Origin of the sequence: Shewanella sp. MM_2022_3, assembly GCF_022557375.1 — a bacterium.
Taxonomy (GTDB): Bacteria; Pseudomonadota; Gammaproteobacteria; order Enterobacterales; family Shewanellaceae; genus Shewanella; species Shewanella xiamenensis.
In genome coordinates, this window is the sequence record NZ_JAKZGV010000034.1 from 28970 (window position 1) to 46599 (window position 17630).

Sequence of the window (17630 nt, forward strand, 5' to 3'; positions counted from 1 at the left end):
GTTAATTCCTTATAAAATCAGCATGAAACAGCATAAGACTGCGATCCTGTAGCAAGTACCGCGTCGGTGAGGACTGAGCATCCAGCGGCTCAGTGGGAGTTAAAAATTGTGGGTCCGTTTGGGTATGCAGCAGGCATTGCCACGGTCCTAAACCGTCAAAAACCGGCAGGGTAAAGGCCAAAGGGTGCTCATCAGCATTAACCATCAACAGCAGTGCTTGAAGGTTGTCACCCTGAGTCTGCGGCTGAGTGGCAGTTAAATTGCCTGATAACACCACACTAAGACTGCGCCCAATGGACTCGCTCCACAGGCTTTTGCTCATAGGTTCACCTTGACGGCTAAACCAATCCAGCCTCACCCCCGCACGGGTTGAGACAGGGCTTGCAGCTTGGATTGCAGATGCCTCAGGTGACCAATTGAAGGCATTGGCCACTAGCTGCTCATGGATAAAACGTTTGGCGCACAGCAGCGGGAAGCGTTTACGCAAGGCAATCAGCTGTGAGGTGAAACTCAGCAATGAGCTATCCATGCCATCCGCTGACCAATCGAACCAATTCAAGGGGTTATCTTGGCAATAGGCGTTATTATTCCCGCCTTGGGTGCGGCCCGCCTCATCACCACTGAGTAACATAGGCACCCCTTGGGATAAGAATAATGTGGTCAATAGATTGCGTTGCTGGCGGGCGCGCAGCGCAAGAATGGTGGCGTCGTCAGTTTCGCCTTCTACCCCATAGTGATAGCTGAAGTTCTCATGGTGGCCGTCGCGGTTTTCTTCACCGTTGGCCCAATTGTGCCGCTCGCAATAACTCACTAAATCTTTGAGGGTAAAACCATCGTGACTGGTTAAAAAGTTGATACTGGCGGCAGGAGGCCGGCCGCTATGCTCAAAGAAATCCCCCGAGCCATGAAACCGCCGCGCAAACTCGGGCAACATGCCGTGATCGCCGCGCCAAAAACGCCGCACGGTGTCGCGGTATCTGTCATTCCACTCGCTAAAAGCCACAGGGAAATTACCCAGCTGATACCCACCAGGGCCAATATCCCAAGGCTCGGCAATCAGCTTCACCCGGCACAACACAGGGTCTTGCAGCAGCGCATCGAAAAAACCACTTCCGGGGTCAAATCCATAGGCTTCACGGCCAAGGCAGGCGGCTAAATCGAAACGAAAACCATCGACGCCCATCACTTCGACCCAGTAACGCAGCGAATCTAACACCAACTGCAACATGCGCGTGTGATTGAGGTTTAAGGTATTACCGCAGCCAGTATCATTGATATAAAAGCGTTTATCATTTGGATGCAGGCGGTAATAACTCAGATTGTCGATACCGCGAAAGCTAAAGGTCGGCCCGAGGCGACTACCCTCGGCGCTGTGGTTATAGACCACATCGAGAATGACTTCGATACCCGCGCCATGCAGTGCATCCACCATGTTACGAAACTCAGCGATATCCTCACTCGAGAGATAACTCGGCTCAGGCGCAAAAAAGCCAATGCTGTTATAACCCCAATAGTTAGATAGCTGTTTTTCAAGCAGAAATGGCTCGGAGAAGAATGCCTGAACCGGCAGTAACTCGACACAATTCACGCCGAGATTGACTAAGTAATCTATCGCGGCTTGGGAGGCAAGCCCTGCAAAAGTGCCACGCAGCGGCGCATCTATCTCAGGGTGCAGCGCGGTAAATCCCTTTAAGTGCATCTCATAGATAATGCACTGCTCAAGCGGCAGTGGCTCACGCATGCTTGCAAGCGGCCGAATAGTATGCGCCTTAGCGGCATTAAAAAGAGGCCGAGTATCGACCACTTTACACTTAGGGACAAAGTCCGCGTTATCTAAGGTGCTGAAAGATAAGTCTTCACTGGGATTATCAATCTCATAACCAAAGTTGGCAATATGGTGGTGATAACGCCCCACAAGCTGGCGCGCGTAGGGGTCTAACAACAATTTATGTGGATTAAATCTGTGCCCTAATTGCGGCTCGTAGGGACCATAGACACGGTAGCCATAAAGCTGGCCAGCACTCAGTCCATGCACATACAAATGCCAGATTTGCTGGGTCTGCTCCGTCAAGGCGATGCGCTGAATTTCCACCTCGCCTTGAGCATCGAACAGACATAACTCCACCCCAGTGGCATGGGCCGAAAACAGGGCGAAATTCACCCCGCCATCATCGACCGTCGCCCCCAAGGGAAAAGGCTGTCCCGCGCTTAGGTTATAAGCGGTTGAGCCATCAGCATTTGCAGGCACGGGATTCATCATAGGCAGGTATCTCTTGGCGCATCCGTCGCGGGCCCGAGAATTAAGCAACCCAGAGGCGGCACAGTGATCAGTGCGCTCGATGCCATGCCCTGCCAAGGTAAGTCTTCGGCAATTACCTTGCCCGCATTCCCCTGATTGCTGCCACCATAGAGATGGCTGTCGCTATTGAGGTACTCACAGAACTCCCCGCCTTGGGGCAAGCCTATACGAAATCCTTGGTGCAGAGTGGGCGTCATGTTCACCACAAACACCAAGGGCACATCACTGCCCTCGCCATAGCGAACAAAGCTAAAAATACTGTCGCGACCATTGTCACAATCGAGCCAGCGAAAACCCTGCGACTCATAGTCGAGCACAGATAAAGCGGGGAATTGGCGATAAAGCCGATTCAGATCCCGAAGCCAGCGCTGCACGCCTTGGTGGGGTTCAAAAGCAAGCAAATGCCAATCGAGGCTATGGTTATGGTTCCATTCGTCGCGCTGGGCGAACTCGCTGCCCATAAACAGTAATTTTTTGCCCGGATGCCCCCACATAAAGCCGTAATAGGCCCTGAGGGTGGCGAATTTTTGCCAATCATCGCCGGGGATTTTATGCAACAAAGAGCCCTTGCCGTGCACCACTTCATCGTGGCTTATCGACAGCATAAATTGCTCCGAATAGGCATACATCAGGCTAAAGGTCAGCTGGTTATGGTGATACTGGCGATAAATAGGATCGCGGCCTAAGTAGCTTAAGCTGTCGTTCATCCAACCCATATTCCACTTAAAACCAAACCCCAGCCCGCCGCTATCCGTCGGCTTAGTCACCCCCGCAAAGGCGGTTGACTCTTCGGCTATCATGCAAATGCCGGGGAAGGCTTGATACAAGCGTTGATTCAACATTTGCAGAAAATGAATCGCCTCTAGATTCTCCCGTCCGCCATAGGCATTGGGCAGCCATTGCCCAGGTTCGCGGCTGTAGTCGAGGTACAACATGGATGACACCGCATCGAGCCTTAGGCCATCGAGGTGAAATTCCCGCAGCCAATAACAGGCATTGCTGAGCAGAAAACTGCGCACCTCACCGCGATCGTAGTTATAGATCAGGGTATCCCAATCGGGGTGCGTGCCTTTGCGCGGGTCTTCATGTTCATAGAGGCAAGTGCCATCGAAACGCACAAGGCCATGGGGATCCTTAGGGAAATGCGCCGCGACCCAATCGAGTAACACGCCAATCTCGGCCTGATGGCAGGCATCGATAAAGGCCTTTAAGCCATTGGCATCACCAAAACGATGGGTCGGCGCATACAGACCAACGGGTTGATACCCCCAAGAGCCGTCGAAGGGATATTCACTGATCGGCATCAACTCGATATGGGTAAAGCCTTGCTCTTTCACATAGGGGATCAACTGCTCGATTAAGTCTTGATAATCAAAATATTGCTCACCAAACTCGCCTTTTCGGCGCCAAGAGCCTAACTGCACTTCGTAGATAGACATAGCGGCGCGATGCCAAGCCGTGGTCGCCCGTTTGTCCATCCATTGTGTATCTGCCCAAGGGTGTTGGTGTTTTTTCGGCACTATGGAGGCATTGTGCGGCGCACATTCCATTTGGGTCGCCATAGGATCAGATTTAGCGTGACGCTCGCCATTTTGATAAATCAAATCAAACTTATAGTGCGCGCCTTCGGTAACATCAGGCAGAAAAATCTCCCATAAGCCGTTGGCCAGATGTTGGCGCATCACATGGCGAGTATCGTCCCAGTGATTAAAATCCCCCACCACAGAGACCCGCTTAGCATTGGGCGCCCATACGCAAAAATGCACGCCTTCTACGCTATCGATTTGGCGCCAGTTCGCACCTAAAAAGCGATAGGCCTGCTCAGCGCTTCCTTCGCCGAAGAGGTATAAATCTTCACTATTGAGGAGTGAACCAAACTGATAAGGATCGATAATATCCAGCTCGCAAAGGGGATAAGTCACCCGTAGCGCATACAAAAAGGGCTTAACCCGTCTGCCTAGCGTACCCGCAAACAGCCCCGCCTCATTGACCCGCTCAAGGCTCGCCACCTTACGGCCATCCTTAAGACTTATCACATCAACCTTTTGGGCGTTGCGTAAAAAACAGCGCACCACCAAGGCCTTGCCCTCGTTGATGCTGTGCATACCGAGCAGGGAAAACACATCCGTATATTGACCGTTTAACAGCGCGACATCGCTACCGTCATAGAAGTAAGTCTGGGCTTGAGTCATCATTTGGCTTCCATTTTTAGTCAAAGGGTATCTGTATGCGCAGCCGTTTCTGGCAAATGTCTTGCCGCAGCAATGAGTTGCAAACGCTTAGCCAGCGTAGGTTTAACCGCTGCCTCGCTTAGGCTGATTGGCAATCGCCGCTGCCAATTCGGGTACTCGAGCCAAGTGCCGGGGATATTCACCGCATGGCGGTCCCCCAGCAGATCGCACCACTGCACGCTATAAAGCGCGCTGTTGCCCGAGGCGCCAAAGGGCATCCACGCCGTTAATAAATCTTCAATATCAATCTGTTGAATATCTGTCTCTGGCAATAAGCCCTGGGAGATTAAGCACTGCGCCAGCTGGTGCTTTTCCTGCTCACGTCCGGCTAAGGCCTCACCTAATTGCTCGTCGGAATTGAACAGTTCGAGTTGTCGCCTCAGGTGCAAATCGCTGCCCGTCCACCAAGCGACTAAGGTCGGCACATCGTGGTTTGCCAGCATCATCAAACTCTGGAACTTATACTGGCTCGGCGGCTTAAAGCCTTGATGGTCTTTGCAGAAGTAGAACAGCTCGTTGGAATAGACCCCCGCCTGATACAGGCGATGAATAATATCGGGCGGCACTAGGCCTAAATCCTCACCAATCACCACACAGCGAGCACGTTGACTCTCAAGGCAGAGAATCGCCAACAGGGTTTCGACCGGGTAATACACATAGGCGCCATGGCCGAGGCGCTTATCTAGTGGCCACCACCAGAGCCGCAGCAGCCCCATCACATGGTCGATTCGCAGCGCACCGCAGTGGGTCATATTGGCGCGGATTAACGCAATAAAATGGCGATATTGATGCTGTTTAAGCTTGACGGGATCGAGGGGCGTAAGGCCCCAGTTTTGTCCCTGTGGCGCGAAGGGATCCGGCGGTGCGCCTATGCTAGCGTTTAAGCAGAACTGCTGCAAATTAGCTTGAACCTCAACGCCATGTAGCGCAGCGCCCACGGCCAAATCGCGGATAAGCCCTATGCCCATTCCCGCTTCTTTAGCTTTGAGCTGGCACAATTGCAGTTGATCTTCGGCCACAAACTGCAGGTACAAATAAAAGCCTTCATCCTGTGCTATGGCCCTTGGGCTGCGTAGCGATTCGGCTTGGGCAAATTCCCTGAGCGACGCGCCCTGCTGTGCTACAAAATCCTCAAATCGCTGCGCCCTTGGTGTGTTTGGCTGTAAATGGTGTTCGCAAAAGATTGTGTATAAACGTGCAAAGGCGCGGTACTTAAGCTCACTCACCTTGGGATAATCGAGCCAGTTCTCCGCATTGAGTAGGGCAATGGCTTCTTGCCATTCCTTCGCCGCAAACTCCGTCTTTAATGGCTCAAATTCAGGCACACTAGGTAAATGAATATACAGCGGATTCAGCCTTCGACGATCGCATGGACTATAAGGGCTCGGATGTTCCGGCGCGGCAATATCTAAGGCATGCAATGGATTAAGTTGAATAAAATCGGCGCCATATTCGGCCACTAAACCAATCAGTTGCTCTAAATCGCCAAAGTCGCCGATACCCCATTGGCTTTCGCTGCGCAGACTATAAAGCTGAAGACTCACTCCCCACGGTTTATGGCGCTTTCCTTGCGCCACAGCGCTCATCACCCCTTGATAGGCGGTTCTCGGTGCCACCATAAAAGTGCCATGGAACTCAGTCGCCTTACTTGCTACAGAAATGCTTGCTGATGAGTTGCTTGCTGCTGAGGTACTTGCCGATGCTAGGCCGTGCTGAACATCTGCCAGCCCAAGCAAACTGACGCTCAGAGTGTGGTAGCCCAATCCCAAGCAAGATAAATCACTTAAGTTGTCTTTATTGTCAGATGTATTTGGCGCGGTGCTAACATTTTCCCATGAACGGCGAGTCTCTGAATCGATATATGGCTCACTGGTATCGTCCACATCACGGCAATAAAACTCATGACCTAAGAGGTCGAGGCGGTATTGCAGGAACTGACACTCATTGGCAAAGGGGCTATTGCCAAACGGTGCCAACTCCTGCGCCTGAATCCGATAATCCCCAATCGGTTTTAGCGCCCCAAATGGCACCTCAAGAATAACCCTCTCCCCTTGCTCACAGGTAAAGGTGAGCAGCAGATCGCCACGGTAAGATTGAGGTAAATACAGGCAGACCCAAGGTTCATCGACATAACACCAATGAAACGCCGGCAACACTTGTGTCCAATGGTGTGCATCGAGTTGATACACCTGAGCGTCAAGCTCGTCGCCACAGGGTAAACTCGTTAACGGTTCATCCTTTGCCTCGCAGGGCTGAGTATTTTTTTCCTGCAACATACAGGTCAAAATCCCTTGCCTGTCAGCCTCGGGAATGCGGATGTACTGGCCAAAGCAGTCGGTAAAGTCTGCTCCCACGCCCCGCAAATACAGCAACTTCTCCAGCCCCATATTTGTCGCCCCCGCGACTGCTCATCCATAGCCTTAGATAGGCAGTAACCATGCCAGCGCAAAATAACAGCATGAAGACAGATTTGTGTCAGCCAGATGACAACAAAGAAAACTTATAAATCAGCATCTTGAACAAAATACGTGCCTTTATCACCCAAGCCTTTGCCCACCGAGCCATCTCGCAAACGCACTAGTTTGAAGCAGGGAGTGATTAAAAAAGGTGCAACGCGCTTAAATGGCGCAAGCAAAACAACATCTTATCTTTGAGTACATTAGTGAGCTTTATCCCTTAGGTTGAATGCCTCTCTGGCACGGGGGTGATTAGATTGGCAACTAGCTGCAACACTTTGTATCAATTACATTTTTCATCTTGAAATCCCCTTCATCGCTCTGTCACTATGCGCGCGCAAAACAAAAACAACACTTAATCGCAACATTTACCCATGCCCGCTTACATTATCCAAGCAGGCAAAGGCGTGGCGAACAACGCAAAAATAAGGAAATTGATATGAAAAGAATCACGGGACTTTTACTCGCCAGCAGTTTGAGCATGGTCCTCAGTGCCTGCGGCGGTGGCGAAGATGATCTCACTCCCAATATCCCCAAACCCGACCCAACTCCACCGAGCTTAAGTGCCGATGTCTGTTATTTAATGAGTACCACAAAGGGGGATTTAACCTTAGCCATCGACCTCACCCATATGCCCATCACGGGTAAGAACTTTAAACAATATGTCGATAAGTCCTTCTATAACGGCACCTTATTCCACAGAACCATTAATAACTTTATGATCCAAGGCGGCGGTTTCACCACGGGATTACAGAGCAAGCCAACGAGCTCGCCGATTAAAAACGAGGCCGCGGTCGGCATCAGTAACAAACGAGGCACTATCGCGATGGCGCGTACCACAGTGCCAGATTCGGCAACATCACAGTTCTTTATCAATGTGTTGGATAATCCCCAGCTCGATGCTTCGGCGAGCAGCTATGGTTATGCTGTGTTTGGTAAAGTCATCGAAGGGATGGATGTGGTCGATCAGATAAGCATTGTGCCGACCAAAACCAGTAACGGTTTTAACGACACACCAGTGACTGAGATTTTGATTAATAGTGTGACAGAAACCAACTGCCCCAAAGCTTGATAAATACTCGGGGTTAAATAAAAAGCACTGATTTATCAGTGCTTTTTATTATTCTCGGCCCAAGGAGATTATTCATCCCCTTGAATTTTACCCACTAACAACATAGGTGCTGCGTCGATTTTATCGGCGTCCATCATGGCCGCAATTCGCTCCACCGATGAGAGTAGCTGACTCTGCTCCCACTCTTCAAGATTTTGATATTGCTTAATAAAGTGTTCCTGAAGTGGTTTAGGAGACGCCTCTAAAAGTGCGCGCCCCGCATCACTTAAATACAAATGGACTTTACGCTTATCGGACTCGCTGCGTTTGCGGATCACTAATCCCCGCCCTTCGAGCCTATCAATAATCGTCGTCACAGTGGCTGGGCTGAGGGTGATTTCTTCGGCCACCTGCTTGGCTAAGGGAGCGCCGAGTTGGGCAATTTTCTGCATCACCATCAACTGTGGTCCCGTCAAGCCGGAATGCTTATTGAGTTGCCGCGAATGAATGTCGATAGCGCGGATCACGCGGCGCAGTGAAATCAGCAGTTGTTCATATTTTTCCATCGTACTTCACATACTCCTCATCAACTCAACGGCCGCACCTTACCAGAAACTCAACCACAACTCACCTTGGCAGGCAATTTTATCGCGTAATAATCTGAGTTTAACTAAACAAGCAAAAGCTGAAAAAAGCGTTAAAAAACATAGCGTATGCAGCCCTTAATCTCTGTCATAAAAATTCATTATTTAGTTATCTAGTTCCAACTTTAGTGCGAATTTCACCTCAGGAATCTATCTAAACCGATCTAGATCACAACTTGGCTACCCCTTAATTGGTAGTTTGGTCACCAGAAAGAAACAAATTTAATATACAAGCAAATAGGTGGATATATGGCTGCTAAATTTTTTATTCCTTCCGTCAACGTATTAGGCAAAGGCGCAGTAGATGATGCTATTGGTGATATCAAAACCTTAGGCTTTAAACACGCGCTAATTGTGACGGATAAACCTTTAGTCAATATTGGTCTAGTCGGTGAAGTGGTCGAAAAACTCGGCCAAAATGGTATTACCTCAACCGTGTTTGATGGCGTACAACCTAACCCAACCGTCGGGAACGTTGAAGCCGGTCTGGCACTGTTAAAAGCCAATCAATGCGATTTTGTGATTTCACTCGGTGGCGGCTCACCACACGATTGCGCTAAAGGTATCGCTCTTGTGGCAACCAACGGCGGCAGCATCAAAGACTACGAAGGCTTAGACCAATCCGCTAAGCCACAACTGCCATTAGTAGCCATTAACACCACCGCCGGCACCGCCAGCGAGATGACCCGTTTTTGTATCATCACTGACGAAGCTCGCCATATCAAAATGGCAATTGTCGATAAACACACCACCCCATTACTGTCTGTGAATGACCCAGAGCTGATGCTGAAAAAACCAGCAAGCCTCACTGCTGCAACGGGCATGGACGCGCTGACCCACGCGGTTGAAGCCTATGTGTCTATCGCTGCGAACCCAATTACCGATGCCTGCGCCATTAAAGCCATTGAACTTATCCAAGGCAACTTAGTGAATGCGGTAAAACAAGGCCAAGATATTGAAGCCCGTGAGCAGATGGCCTATGCGCAATTCTTAGCGGGTATGGCCTTTAACAACGCCAGCTTAGGTTATGTGCATGCCATGGCGCACCAATTAGGCGGTTTCTACGATCTGCCCCACGGTGTGTGTAACGCCCTCTTATTACCCCATGTGCAAGAATACAACGCTAAAGTGGTACCGCATCGCTTAAAAGATATCGCCAAAGCGATGGGTGTCGATGTTGCCAATATGACGGATGAGCAAGGTGCTGCGGCTGCAATCACCGCGATTAAAGCCCTATCCGTTGCGGTAAATATTCCAGAAAACCTGACGTTACTCGGGGTTAAAGCGGAAGATATTCCAACGCTGGCTGAAAACGCCTTGAAGGATGCCTGTGGTTTCACTAACCCTAAACAGGCAACCCATGAAGAGATCTGCCAGATCTTCACGAATGCGTTATAAGTCATACAAGCTCTAACGCCTATCAGCGCGCCAATTGACAGGATGTTGTTCGGCTAGCGCAAGCTAACGACATAGAATCGGCCCAAACAAGTTCCCTTGTTTGGGCCTTTCTTTTTATGCATCAAAGACACCTTTAACACCACATCATCACAGCAAAAACCGCCGTAACGCCTTAATCTTCGGCAATTGAGATCGCGCAGATCGAAAATTCCATCAAATAGCGCAAAAACGTGATCTTGGTGGGTTACATGCTGTTACAAATCCGCTAGACTGGTTCCAGTTCGCTTTTTCCCTGCAAAAGATGAAGCCAGCTGAGAGGCCCGTTTTAAGGAACGGGCCTCTGTCCATTCAAGCCCTCATCAACCATGCACTTCCCTCATATTTTGCTAATGTTAAATAGCATACTCATCAAAACATTTTTATACCTATCATTAATTGGTGCTTTATTGCGCAGTAGTTAAGCAAAAACGAATTTGAGTGCAAAACTGAGAGATAGCCCAAAGTTATTCGTTAAAAACTCATGCTAAATAACAGCTATGGCAAATAAATTAACTCGCTCATTTTTATATAAAAACACTTGTAAAAACGGTGATTTATCTAGGACGGTATCAGCGTAATTAATGATTGACCGAATTCAAAAACGATGCCTATGATGGCAGCAACATCCTCTACAGGTAGGTACGCTATGACAGCAATTACTCATGTATATAACTACACAGTTAGATGTCCGCATTACAAAGATCCCGAACATACCGCAAGTTGGTTAAACCACATTGAATTAAACCAATCGAGTGAAATTGCATTAAACCGTATCACCAAATGGCATGAACTCTCAGGCACTAAATCCTTTGAAACCAGTAAGTTTGTCGTCCGTAAAGCCGAAAATGAAGAAGCCTATTTTTCGATGCAAAGCGATAGACTTAAAAATGATGGTCATGCGCTCGTCACCTTTAAAATTTTCCTCGATACCTGTTGCGACAAGGCCGCTCCTGAAGAAATTATGCAGCACCTAATCCAAGACTATCAGCAACGTTTAGCCAAGCTAGAACAGGCATAGAACACCATTCGCCGTGGGCATGTAGCGTCAAATGCCCAATTATCCCAAAGGCCAAACCAACGTTTGGCCTTTTTGTTAAGTACTTTAGTCAAAGCTGCAGCAAGCAATTGTGATCTCATGCCTAGGGCGTGTTGACGTTTCAGTTTTTTGGAGCAATTTGGCTGGTGTTTATACAAGGCAAAATCCGTGCTGTGTAATCATCCGACATAAACGGAGAATAACGCAGCAGAAACGCTGCCCGAAGAGTTCGTCAGACAAGCACATGCTCTTACTTTCTGTCATTAAGAGCGCATGTCATTTGAGTAGAATAACTACGCATTATTCTTCGTTTCGCGAGCACTGGCTTGTCGGAATGAAATGTAATCTCGATACATCAATGCGCCCTAGGATTTAGTTAACTGATGACGATGGTGCTCACAAGCGGCATAAAGCGTTTCAGTTCAAAGAACTCTCCCGACACAAACAGGTGAGCCAGCGCACACTTCACCCAAAAGTGACACGACACATATCACAATTTGCGATCAGCATAATCATACACTCAACCCCCATAAAAAAATAAGACTAATAAAATCAATAAATAATCATTATTCCTGACTCACTTCCCAACATATGGCCTCATTGCTTGAGACATAAAGCTAAGGTTAATATTTTGTTTCACAACCTTACCCTCTGCACAATCTAACAACACAACGAATAGGAATAAGCGGCATGGCTATAGCAAACATTGTTATCGTGGGTGGTGGTGCTGGCGGGATGGAGATTGCGACAAAATTAGGCCACAAACTGGGGCGCAAAGGAAAAGCAAAGATAACGTTAATCGATTGTGCTGAAAGCCATATTTGGAAGCCACTACTGCATGAGGTTGCGACTGGCGCACTCGATGTTGGTATCGACGCTTTAAGCTATCGAAGCCATGCAGCCGCCCATGGCTATCACTTTCAACAGGGCGCTATGACGGATATCGATAGACAAAACAAACAAGTAGTGCTGTCTGCGATTTGTGATGATAAAGGTGATGTACTACTCCCATCTCGTCATATTGATTATGACTATTTAGTGGTCGCCATTGGCAGTATCGCTAATGACTTTAACATTCCAGGCGTACGTGAACATTGCCAATTTCTTGATAATACAGAGCAAGCAATGGCAATCCGCAAAATTTTGCTGAATAAGTTTCTCCGTTATGCAAGCCATAGCCTGCTGGCCGATAAAATTAAAATTGCTGTTGTAGGTGCAGGGGCCACTGGAGTAGAAATGTCTGCGGAAATGCACCATGCCGTGGATCAGTTGCGCGGATTTGGCTATAACATCGATTCACGTCTTTTGGAGGTCACCCTCATTGAAGCTGATAAACGGATTTTACCTAAAGTAGAAAAGCGCGAAATTTCAGACTCAGTGACCAAAGAATTAGCCGCGCTCGGCGTTAAGGTCATGACTGAAACACGAATTAATCAGGTGGATGAAACGGGGCTGACCACAACAGATGGGCAGATGATCCCCGCCGATTTAGTGATCTGGTCTACAGGGGTAAAGGCACCGGATTTTCTGAAGGAAATTGGTGGACTAGAAACCAACCATATCAACCAGTTGGTGGTAAAACAGAATATGCAAACCAGCCGCGACCCGCATATTTTTGCAATCGGTGACTGTGCTGCTTGCCCACAACCCAACGGTACTTTTGTTCCACCAAGGGGGCAATCAGCACGGCAAATGGCACTCATGACGGCCGACAATATCATGCTACTGCTTGCAGGACAAGACGCCCGTCATCAGTATGTTTATAAAGATCTTGGGTCGCTCGTTAACTTGTCGAAGTTTCATACCGTAGGCAACTTGCTGTCATTTATCGGCGGTGGAGTGATGGTCGAAGGTAAAATCGCTCGCTTTGTTTACACTTCTCTCTATCGGCGACATTTAATTGAACTGCACGGTGTGGTAAAAGGCAGCCTTTTAATGTTTGCTAAAGGTATTAGTCGCATTATTCATCCCCATCTCAAATTGCATTAGCAAGATTATTAAGGCGTTTTGCGTAACTATTTGGTATCTTGCGAGGCAACCGTTAGTTTTCAGGATGAATAACCATGAAAAAAGCAACACTCCTCATACTGCCATTGCTACTTGTCACCACGGCCTGCGCCGATTTAAAGGATGCGGGGCGCGCTATCGGCACCACCACTAAGGATGTCACCAAAGAGATTGGTCATGCCACCCGCGACACCACCAAAGCCATTGGTCATGCTTCAAGAGATGCAGTGAAATCGGTCAAAGAAGATCTTACTAAAGACTCAGAGTGACGCCCATGCGTCACTCTGCTTTATCGGGGCTCAATCCTTAGGCCGCATTAGCACGAATACCATGGGGAACCGGTAATCCCTGCGCATTCACATTTACAAACACCATCTTATCGATACTCACCACTGGCGCCTGCGTCATCTTATTACGCACTTGGCAACTGACCGTAATGGAACTGTGCCCGAGGCTGACAAGCTCTAAGCCAAATTCCAACACATCCCCTTGGCGCGCCGGCGTCATAAAATTGATTTCAGAAATCAGCTTAGTCACATGGCTGGTGCTTTTCATCTGGCATGCAGCAAAGATAGCCGCCTCCTCGTCAATCCAACTCAATAACTGGCCGCCAAATAGGGTATTTGCAGGATTTAAATGTTCAGGTTTGACTAAACGACGACTGTAATATTTCATGACGGTGACCTCACTGTGAATGCTAAGTTTTACGGCCAATTCACAGCATTATTTAGGCCAAGATAAATAGCCATTGAATAACAATGAGATAGTATTAAGTCTTTGTAAAACGGTTAAAAAATTGCACCAACTCGAGTCAGAGTTGCACCAGAATAATCAATTAGATAAAAAAATAGCGACTCAGAGAGTCGCCAAGCACAGGCAAGCAAAGTATTGACTGGGTGGGAAGTTAAGTCACAAGAGTTGACTTAAAAACCCGTGCAGCACATGTAGGCGAACTGCACGGGGGACAACAGCTGCAATGCAGCTAAACACAGGGTTTACGGGTACAACATCTTACGGGTAGAACCTATTCGCGATACAACAGACTTCGCTTAAAACTGCTCTTCTTCAGTCGAGCCAGTCAGCGCAGTCACCGATGAATGACCACCTTGGATAACCGTAGTCACTTGGTCGAAATAACCTGTGCCCACTTCCTGTTGATGCGCCACGAAGGTGTAACCTTTCTTCGCTGCCGCAAACTCAACTTCTTGAACTTTCTCAACATAATGCTTCATACCTTCACCACGAGCGTAATCGTAAGCTAGGTCAAACATGTTGTACCACATGTTGTGGATACCCGCTAAAGTAATGAATTGGTACTTGTAGCCCATGTCTGATAGTGCTTGTTGGAAACGGGCAATCGTTGCATCGTCCAAGTTTTTCTTCCAGTTGAACGAAGGTGAACAGTTGTAGGCCAGTAATTGGTCTGGGTACTGAGCATGGATTGCCTCAGCAAAGCGGCGTGCTTCTTCTAAGTCAGGCTTAGCGGTTTCACACCAAATTAAATCCGCATAAGGGGCGTAGGCTAGACCGCGAGAAATCGCTTGGTCGAGACCTGCGTTAACGCGATAAAAACCTTCATTGGTACGCTCGCCAGTCACAAAGTCACGATCGTACGGATCGCAATCAGAGGTTAATAAATCCGCTGCGTTCGCATCGGTACGGGCAATAACCAGCGTTTCAACACCGCTTACGTCGGCAGCCAGACGTGCTGCAACCAGTTTTTGTACCGCTTCTTGGGTTGGCACTAATACTTTACCGCCCATATGGCCACACTTTTTCACAGAGGCTAATTGGTCTTCAAAGTGCACACCGGCGGCGCCTGCGTCGATCATTGACTTCATCAATTCGAACGCATTCAGTACGCCACCAAAACCGGCTTCCGCATCGGCAATAATCGGCAGGAAATAATCGACAAAGTTTTCATCTTCCGGATTAACCCCATTGCTCCACTGGATTTGGTCAGCACGGCGGAAAGAGTTGTTAATACGTGAAACGACCGCTGGAACCGAGTTAGCTGGGTATAAAGATTGGTCTGGGTACATAGTGCCCGCTAAGTTAGCGTCGGCCGCCACTTGCCAACCTGACAGGTAAATCGCTTCGATACCGGCTTTGGCTTGCTGTACAGCTTGGCCGCCAGTCAGTGCACCTAACGAGTTCACATAACCTTTTTTTGCGCCACCGTTGACTAAATCCCACAGTTTAGCAGCGCCGCGTTTGGCAATGGTGTTCTCTGGAACAATTGAACCACGAAGTGCCACGACTTCTTCTGCAGTGTATGGGCGACGAACATTTTTCCAACGTGGATTCTCTGCCCAATCTTTTTTGATCGCGTCAATCTGCGCCTGACGTGAAGTCTGTGTTGCCTTAGTCATAGTGTCACTCCTTTCTGTATGATGTTGTAGCAAGTGACGCTGCCCCACCGCGTCACCCTGCCCATTGGTTTAATTGACGGTTTCACCGCCATAACGCATTCCATAGGACGCATTAAGTGTTAACGCATTTATAATTAAGCAGTTAGCATCTCGTAACCGGGTAAGGTTAAGAAGTCGACCAACTCATCCGAAGTGGTAATATCCTCAAGCAATACCGCCGCTTGGGTAAATTTGCCGTGAGTGAATCTGTCACTGCCCACTTCTTTTTTCACGTTTGCTAACTCTTCCACCAGCATGTCTTTAAACAATTGTTTCGTGACAGGTTTGCCGTTTGAGAGTGACTTGCCATGTTGGATCCATTGCCAAATCGAGGCGCGGGAGATTTCCGCCGTTGCCGCATCTTCCATTAATCCGTAAATCGGCACACAACCGTTGCCACTGATCCACGCCTCAAGGTATTGCAGAGCGATGCGAATATTCAGGCGCATCCCTTGCTCAGTGCGCTCGCCATCACAGGGCTTTAATAACTCAGCGGCGAGAATCGGTGCATCCACATCACGGGTGATATGCAATTGGTTTTGATGATCTTGGCCGATATATTCGTTAAAAATCCCCATCGCCGTATCCGCAAGACCAGGGTGAGCGACCCAAGTCCCATCGTGACCATTGCGAGCCTCAAGCTCTTTATCCTTACGCACCCGTTGCAACACGGTTTCGTTCTGAGCGGGATCCTTCGCTGGAATAAAGGCCGCCATGCCGCCCATCGCCAGTGCGCCACGTTTATGGCAGGTTTTGATCAGCAGTCTTGAATAGGCACTTAAGAAAGGCGTATCCATAGTCACTGCTTGGCGGTCAGGTAACACGCGGTCGCTATGGCGCTTTAATGTTTTGATATAACTAAAGATATAGTCCCAACGACCACAGTTCAGTGCGACGATGTTTGAGCGTAATTCATAGAGAATTTCGTCCATTTCAAACACCGCGGGTAAGGTCTCAATCAAACAAGTACATTTGATGGTGCCAGGCTTCAGGCAGAATCTTTCCTCAACAAAAGCAAACACTTTTGCCCACCAACGTGCTTCGATATGGCTCTCGAGTTTAGGGATGTAGAAGTAAGGACCACTGCCCTTCGCCAGCAATTGGCGATAGTTATGGTAAAAGTACATTGCAAAGTCGAATAACGCGCCGGGAATGGACTGCTGGTTAAATTCAACGTGCTTCTCTTTTAAGTGCAGGCCACGCACACGGCAGATTAATACCGCAGGATTTGGGCCTAACTTGTAGTGTTTACCGGTTTCAGGCGCTGTGTATTCAATCTCACCGCGCACGGCATCACGCAGGTTAATCTGACCTTCCACTACTTTCTGCCAGCTCGGTGCTAAGGAGTCTTCAAAATCCGCCATAAACACTTTGGCATTGGCATTAAGTGCATTGATCACCATCTTACGTTCAACGGGACCGGTGATTTCGACACGGCGGTCAAGTAGGTCGTTCGGAATACCGCGGATCTTCCATGCGCCGTCACGAATAGCGCGAGTTTCAGGTAAAAAGTCTGGCAAAGCCCCTTTATCGATACGCGTCTGTCTGTCTTTACGTTTGGCGAGTAAGGTGGGCACTTCAGCTGCAAATTCCCGGCAAAGTGACTCAAGCAACGCCAGCGCACCTTCGGTAAAAATCACTTCTTGGCCAGGGATAGTATTTCCCACTATGGTCAGCGTGCCATTCGCAGTGGTCTTATTCTGTGCCGAATTCAATTGCTGCTCACTTAAAGTTTGTTCCGTCATCTTCTCACCCTCCCAAGAGGCAAAACTCTTGCTCGTTTACGACTCATTACCAGTAAAGACATGGGTAACATGTACAAACATTCACCGCAAAACATTCAAATGTTAGTTTAGAACCAAAACTTACAGACAAACATTTGTATTTGCAACTATCCAAAAGTGTCATGACAGCTAAAAAATTTGACCAAAAACCGTGACAAAATTGGTCTGACCAAAGTGATTTTTAAAATATAAATGCATGATTTAAAATGACTTTAAATCAAAGCGATAATTACTATTTTGGTAGTAGTGAAATTTGTCTGACAACTTTACCACT

12 protein-coding genes are annotated in these 17630 nt (G+C 48.3%); 5 read left to right on the plus strand and 7 right to left on the minus strand.

The genetic code is table 11. From position 1 onward, the window contains the following. Position 1 precedes the first annotated feature (1 nt). From glgX to malQ, 3 genes are read right to left on the minus strand one after another with little or no spacing between them, the layout of a single operon-like run. Positions 2 to 2260 (minus strand): glycogen debranching protein GlgX, encoded by a 2259-nt coding sequence (gene glgX / locus MMG82_RS15435; RefSeq protein WP_173944706.1) that lies wholly within the window; start codon positions 2258 to 2260, stop codon positions 2 to 4. After that, positions 2257 to 4494 (minus strand): 1,4-alpha-glucan branching protein GlgB, encoded by a 2238-nt coding sequence (glgB, locus tag MMG82_RS15440; RefSeq protein WP_172590694.1) that lies wholly within the window; start codon positions 4492 to 4494, stop codon positions 2257 to 2259. Before glgB ends, glgX begins: the two co-directional genes overlap by 4 nt. 17 nt (positions 4495 to 4511) lie before the next feature. After that, positions 4512 to 6917, minus strand: coding sequence for a 4-alpha-glucanotransferase (malQ, locus tag MMG82_RS15445; RefSeq protein ID WP_047532935.1), 2406 nt, complete (start codon positions 6915 to 6917; stop codon positions 4512 to 4514). Positions 6918 to 7425: 508 nt separating this feature from the next. On the opposite strand from malQ, the gene MMG82_RS15450 reads away from it, so the two are divergent. Then, the gene (locus MMG82_RS15450; RefSeq protein WP_047532932.1) at positions 7426 to 8058 is read left to right on the plus strand and encodes a peptidylprolyl isomerase; all 633 of its coding nucleotides are present in this window, start codon (positions 7426 to 7428) and stop codon (positions 8056 to 8058) included. 68 nt (positions 8059 to 8126) lie between these two features. Here MMG82_RS15450 and MMG82_RS15455 read toward each other — a convergent pair whose 3' ends face one another. Continuing rightward, entirely contained in the window at positions 8127 to 8603 is a 477-nt protein-coding gene (locus tag MMG82_RS15455; RefSeq protein ID WP_037416024.1) for a MarR family transcriptional regulator, read from the minus strand. 327 nt (positions 8604 to 8930) lie between these two features. Between MMG82_RS15455 and yiaY the strand changes: the two genes are divergently transcribed. From yiaY to MMG82_RS15475, 4 genes are all read left to right on the plus strand, one after another. Then, on the plus strand, positions 8931 to 10079 hold the full coding sequence (gene yiaY, locus MMG82_RS15460; protein WP_037416021.1) for an L-threonine dehydrogenase: 1149 nt from the start codon (positions 8931 to 8933) through the stop codon (positions 10077 to 10079). A gap of 685 nt (positions 10080 to 10764) precedes the next feature. Beyond that, positions 10765 to 11136, plus strand: a complete 372-nt coding sequence (locus tag MMG82_RS15465) for a hypothetical protein (RefSeq protein WP_037416019.1) — start codon at positions 10765 to 10767, stop codon at positions 11134 to 11136. Between the two features lie 708 nt (positions 11137 to 11844). Then, complete coding sequence (locus tag MMG82_RS15470) at positions 11845 to 13143, plus strand: NAD(P)/FAD-dependent oxidoreductase (protein ID WP_037416017.1); 1299 nt, start codon at positions 11845 to 11847, stop codon at positions 13141 to 13143. A 74-nt stretch (positions 13144 to 13217) separates the two neighbouring features. After that, positions 13218 to 13430, plus strand: a complete 213-nt coding sequence (locus MMG82_RS15475; RefSeq protein WP_037425550.1) for a hypothetical protein — start codon at positions 13218 to 13220, stop codon at positions 13428 to 13430. 37 nt (positions 13431 to 13467) lie between these two features. On the opposite strand, the gene MMG82_RS15480 is transcribed toward MMG82_RS15475, so the two are convergent. The 3 genes from MMG82_RS15480 to aceB form a co-directional block, all read right to left on the minus strand. Further along, entirely contained in the window at positions 13468 to 13836 is a 369-nt protein-coding gene (locus MMG82_RS15480) for a hotdog domain-containing protein (RefSeq protein ID WP_007646510.1), read from the minus strand. Positions 13837 to 14210: 374 nt separating this feature from the next. Next, the gene (gene aceA / locus MMG82_RS15485; protein WP_037416008.1) at positions 14211 to 15533 is read right to left on the minus strand and encodes an isocitrate lyase; all 1323 of its coding nucleotides are present in this window, start codon (positions 15531 to 15533) and stop codon (positions 14211 to 14213) included. A gap of 134 nt (positions 15534 to 15667) precedes the next feature. Next, complete coding sequence (aceB, locus tag MMG82_RS15490) at positions 15668 to 17317, minus strand: malate synthase A (RefSeq protein ID WP_047538100.1); 1650 nt, start codon at positions 17315 to 17317, stop codon at positions 15668 to 15670. Positions 17318 to 17630 lie beyond the last annotated feature (313 nt).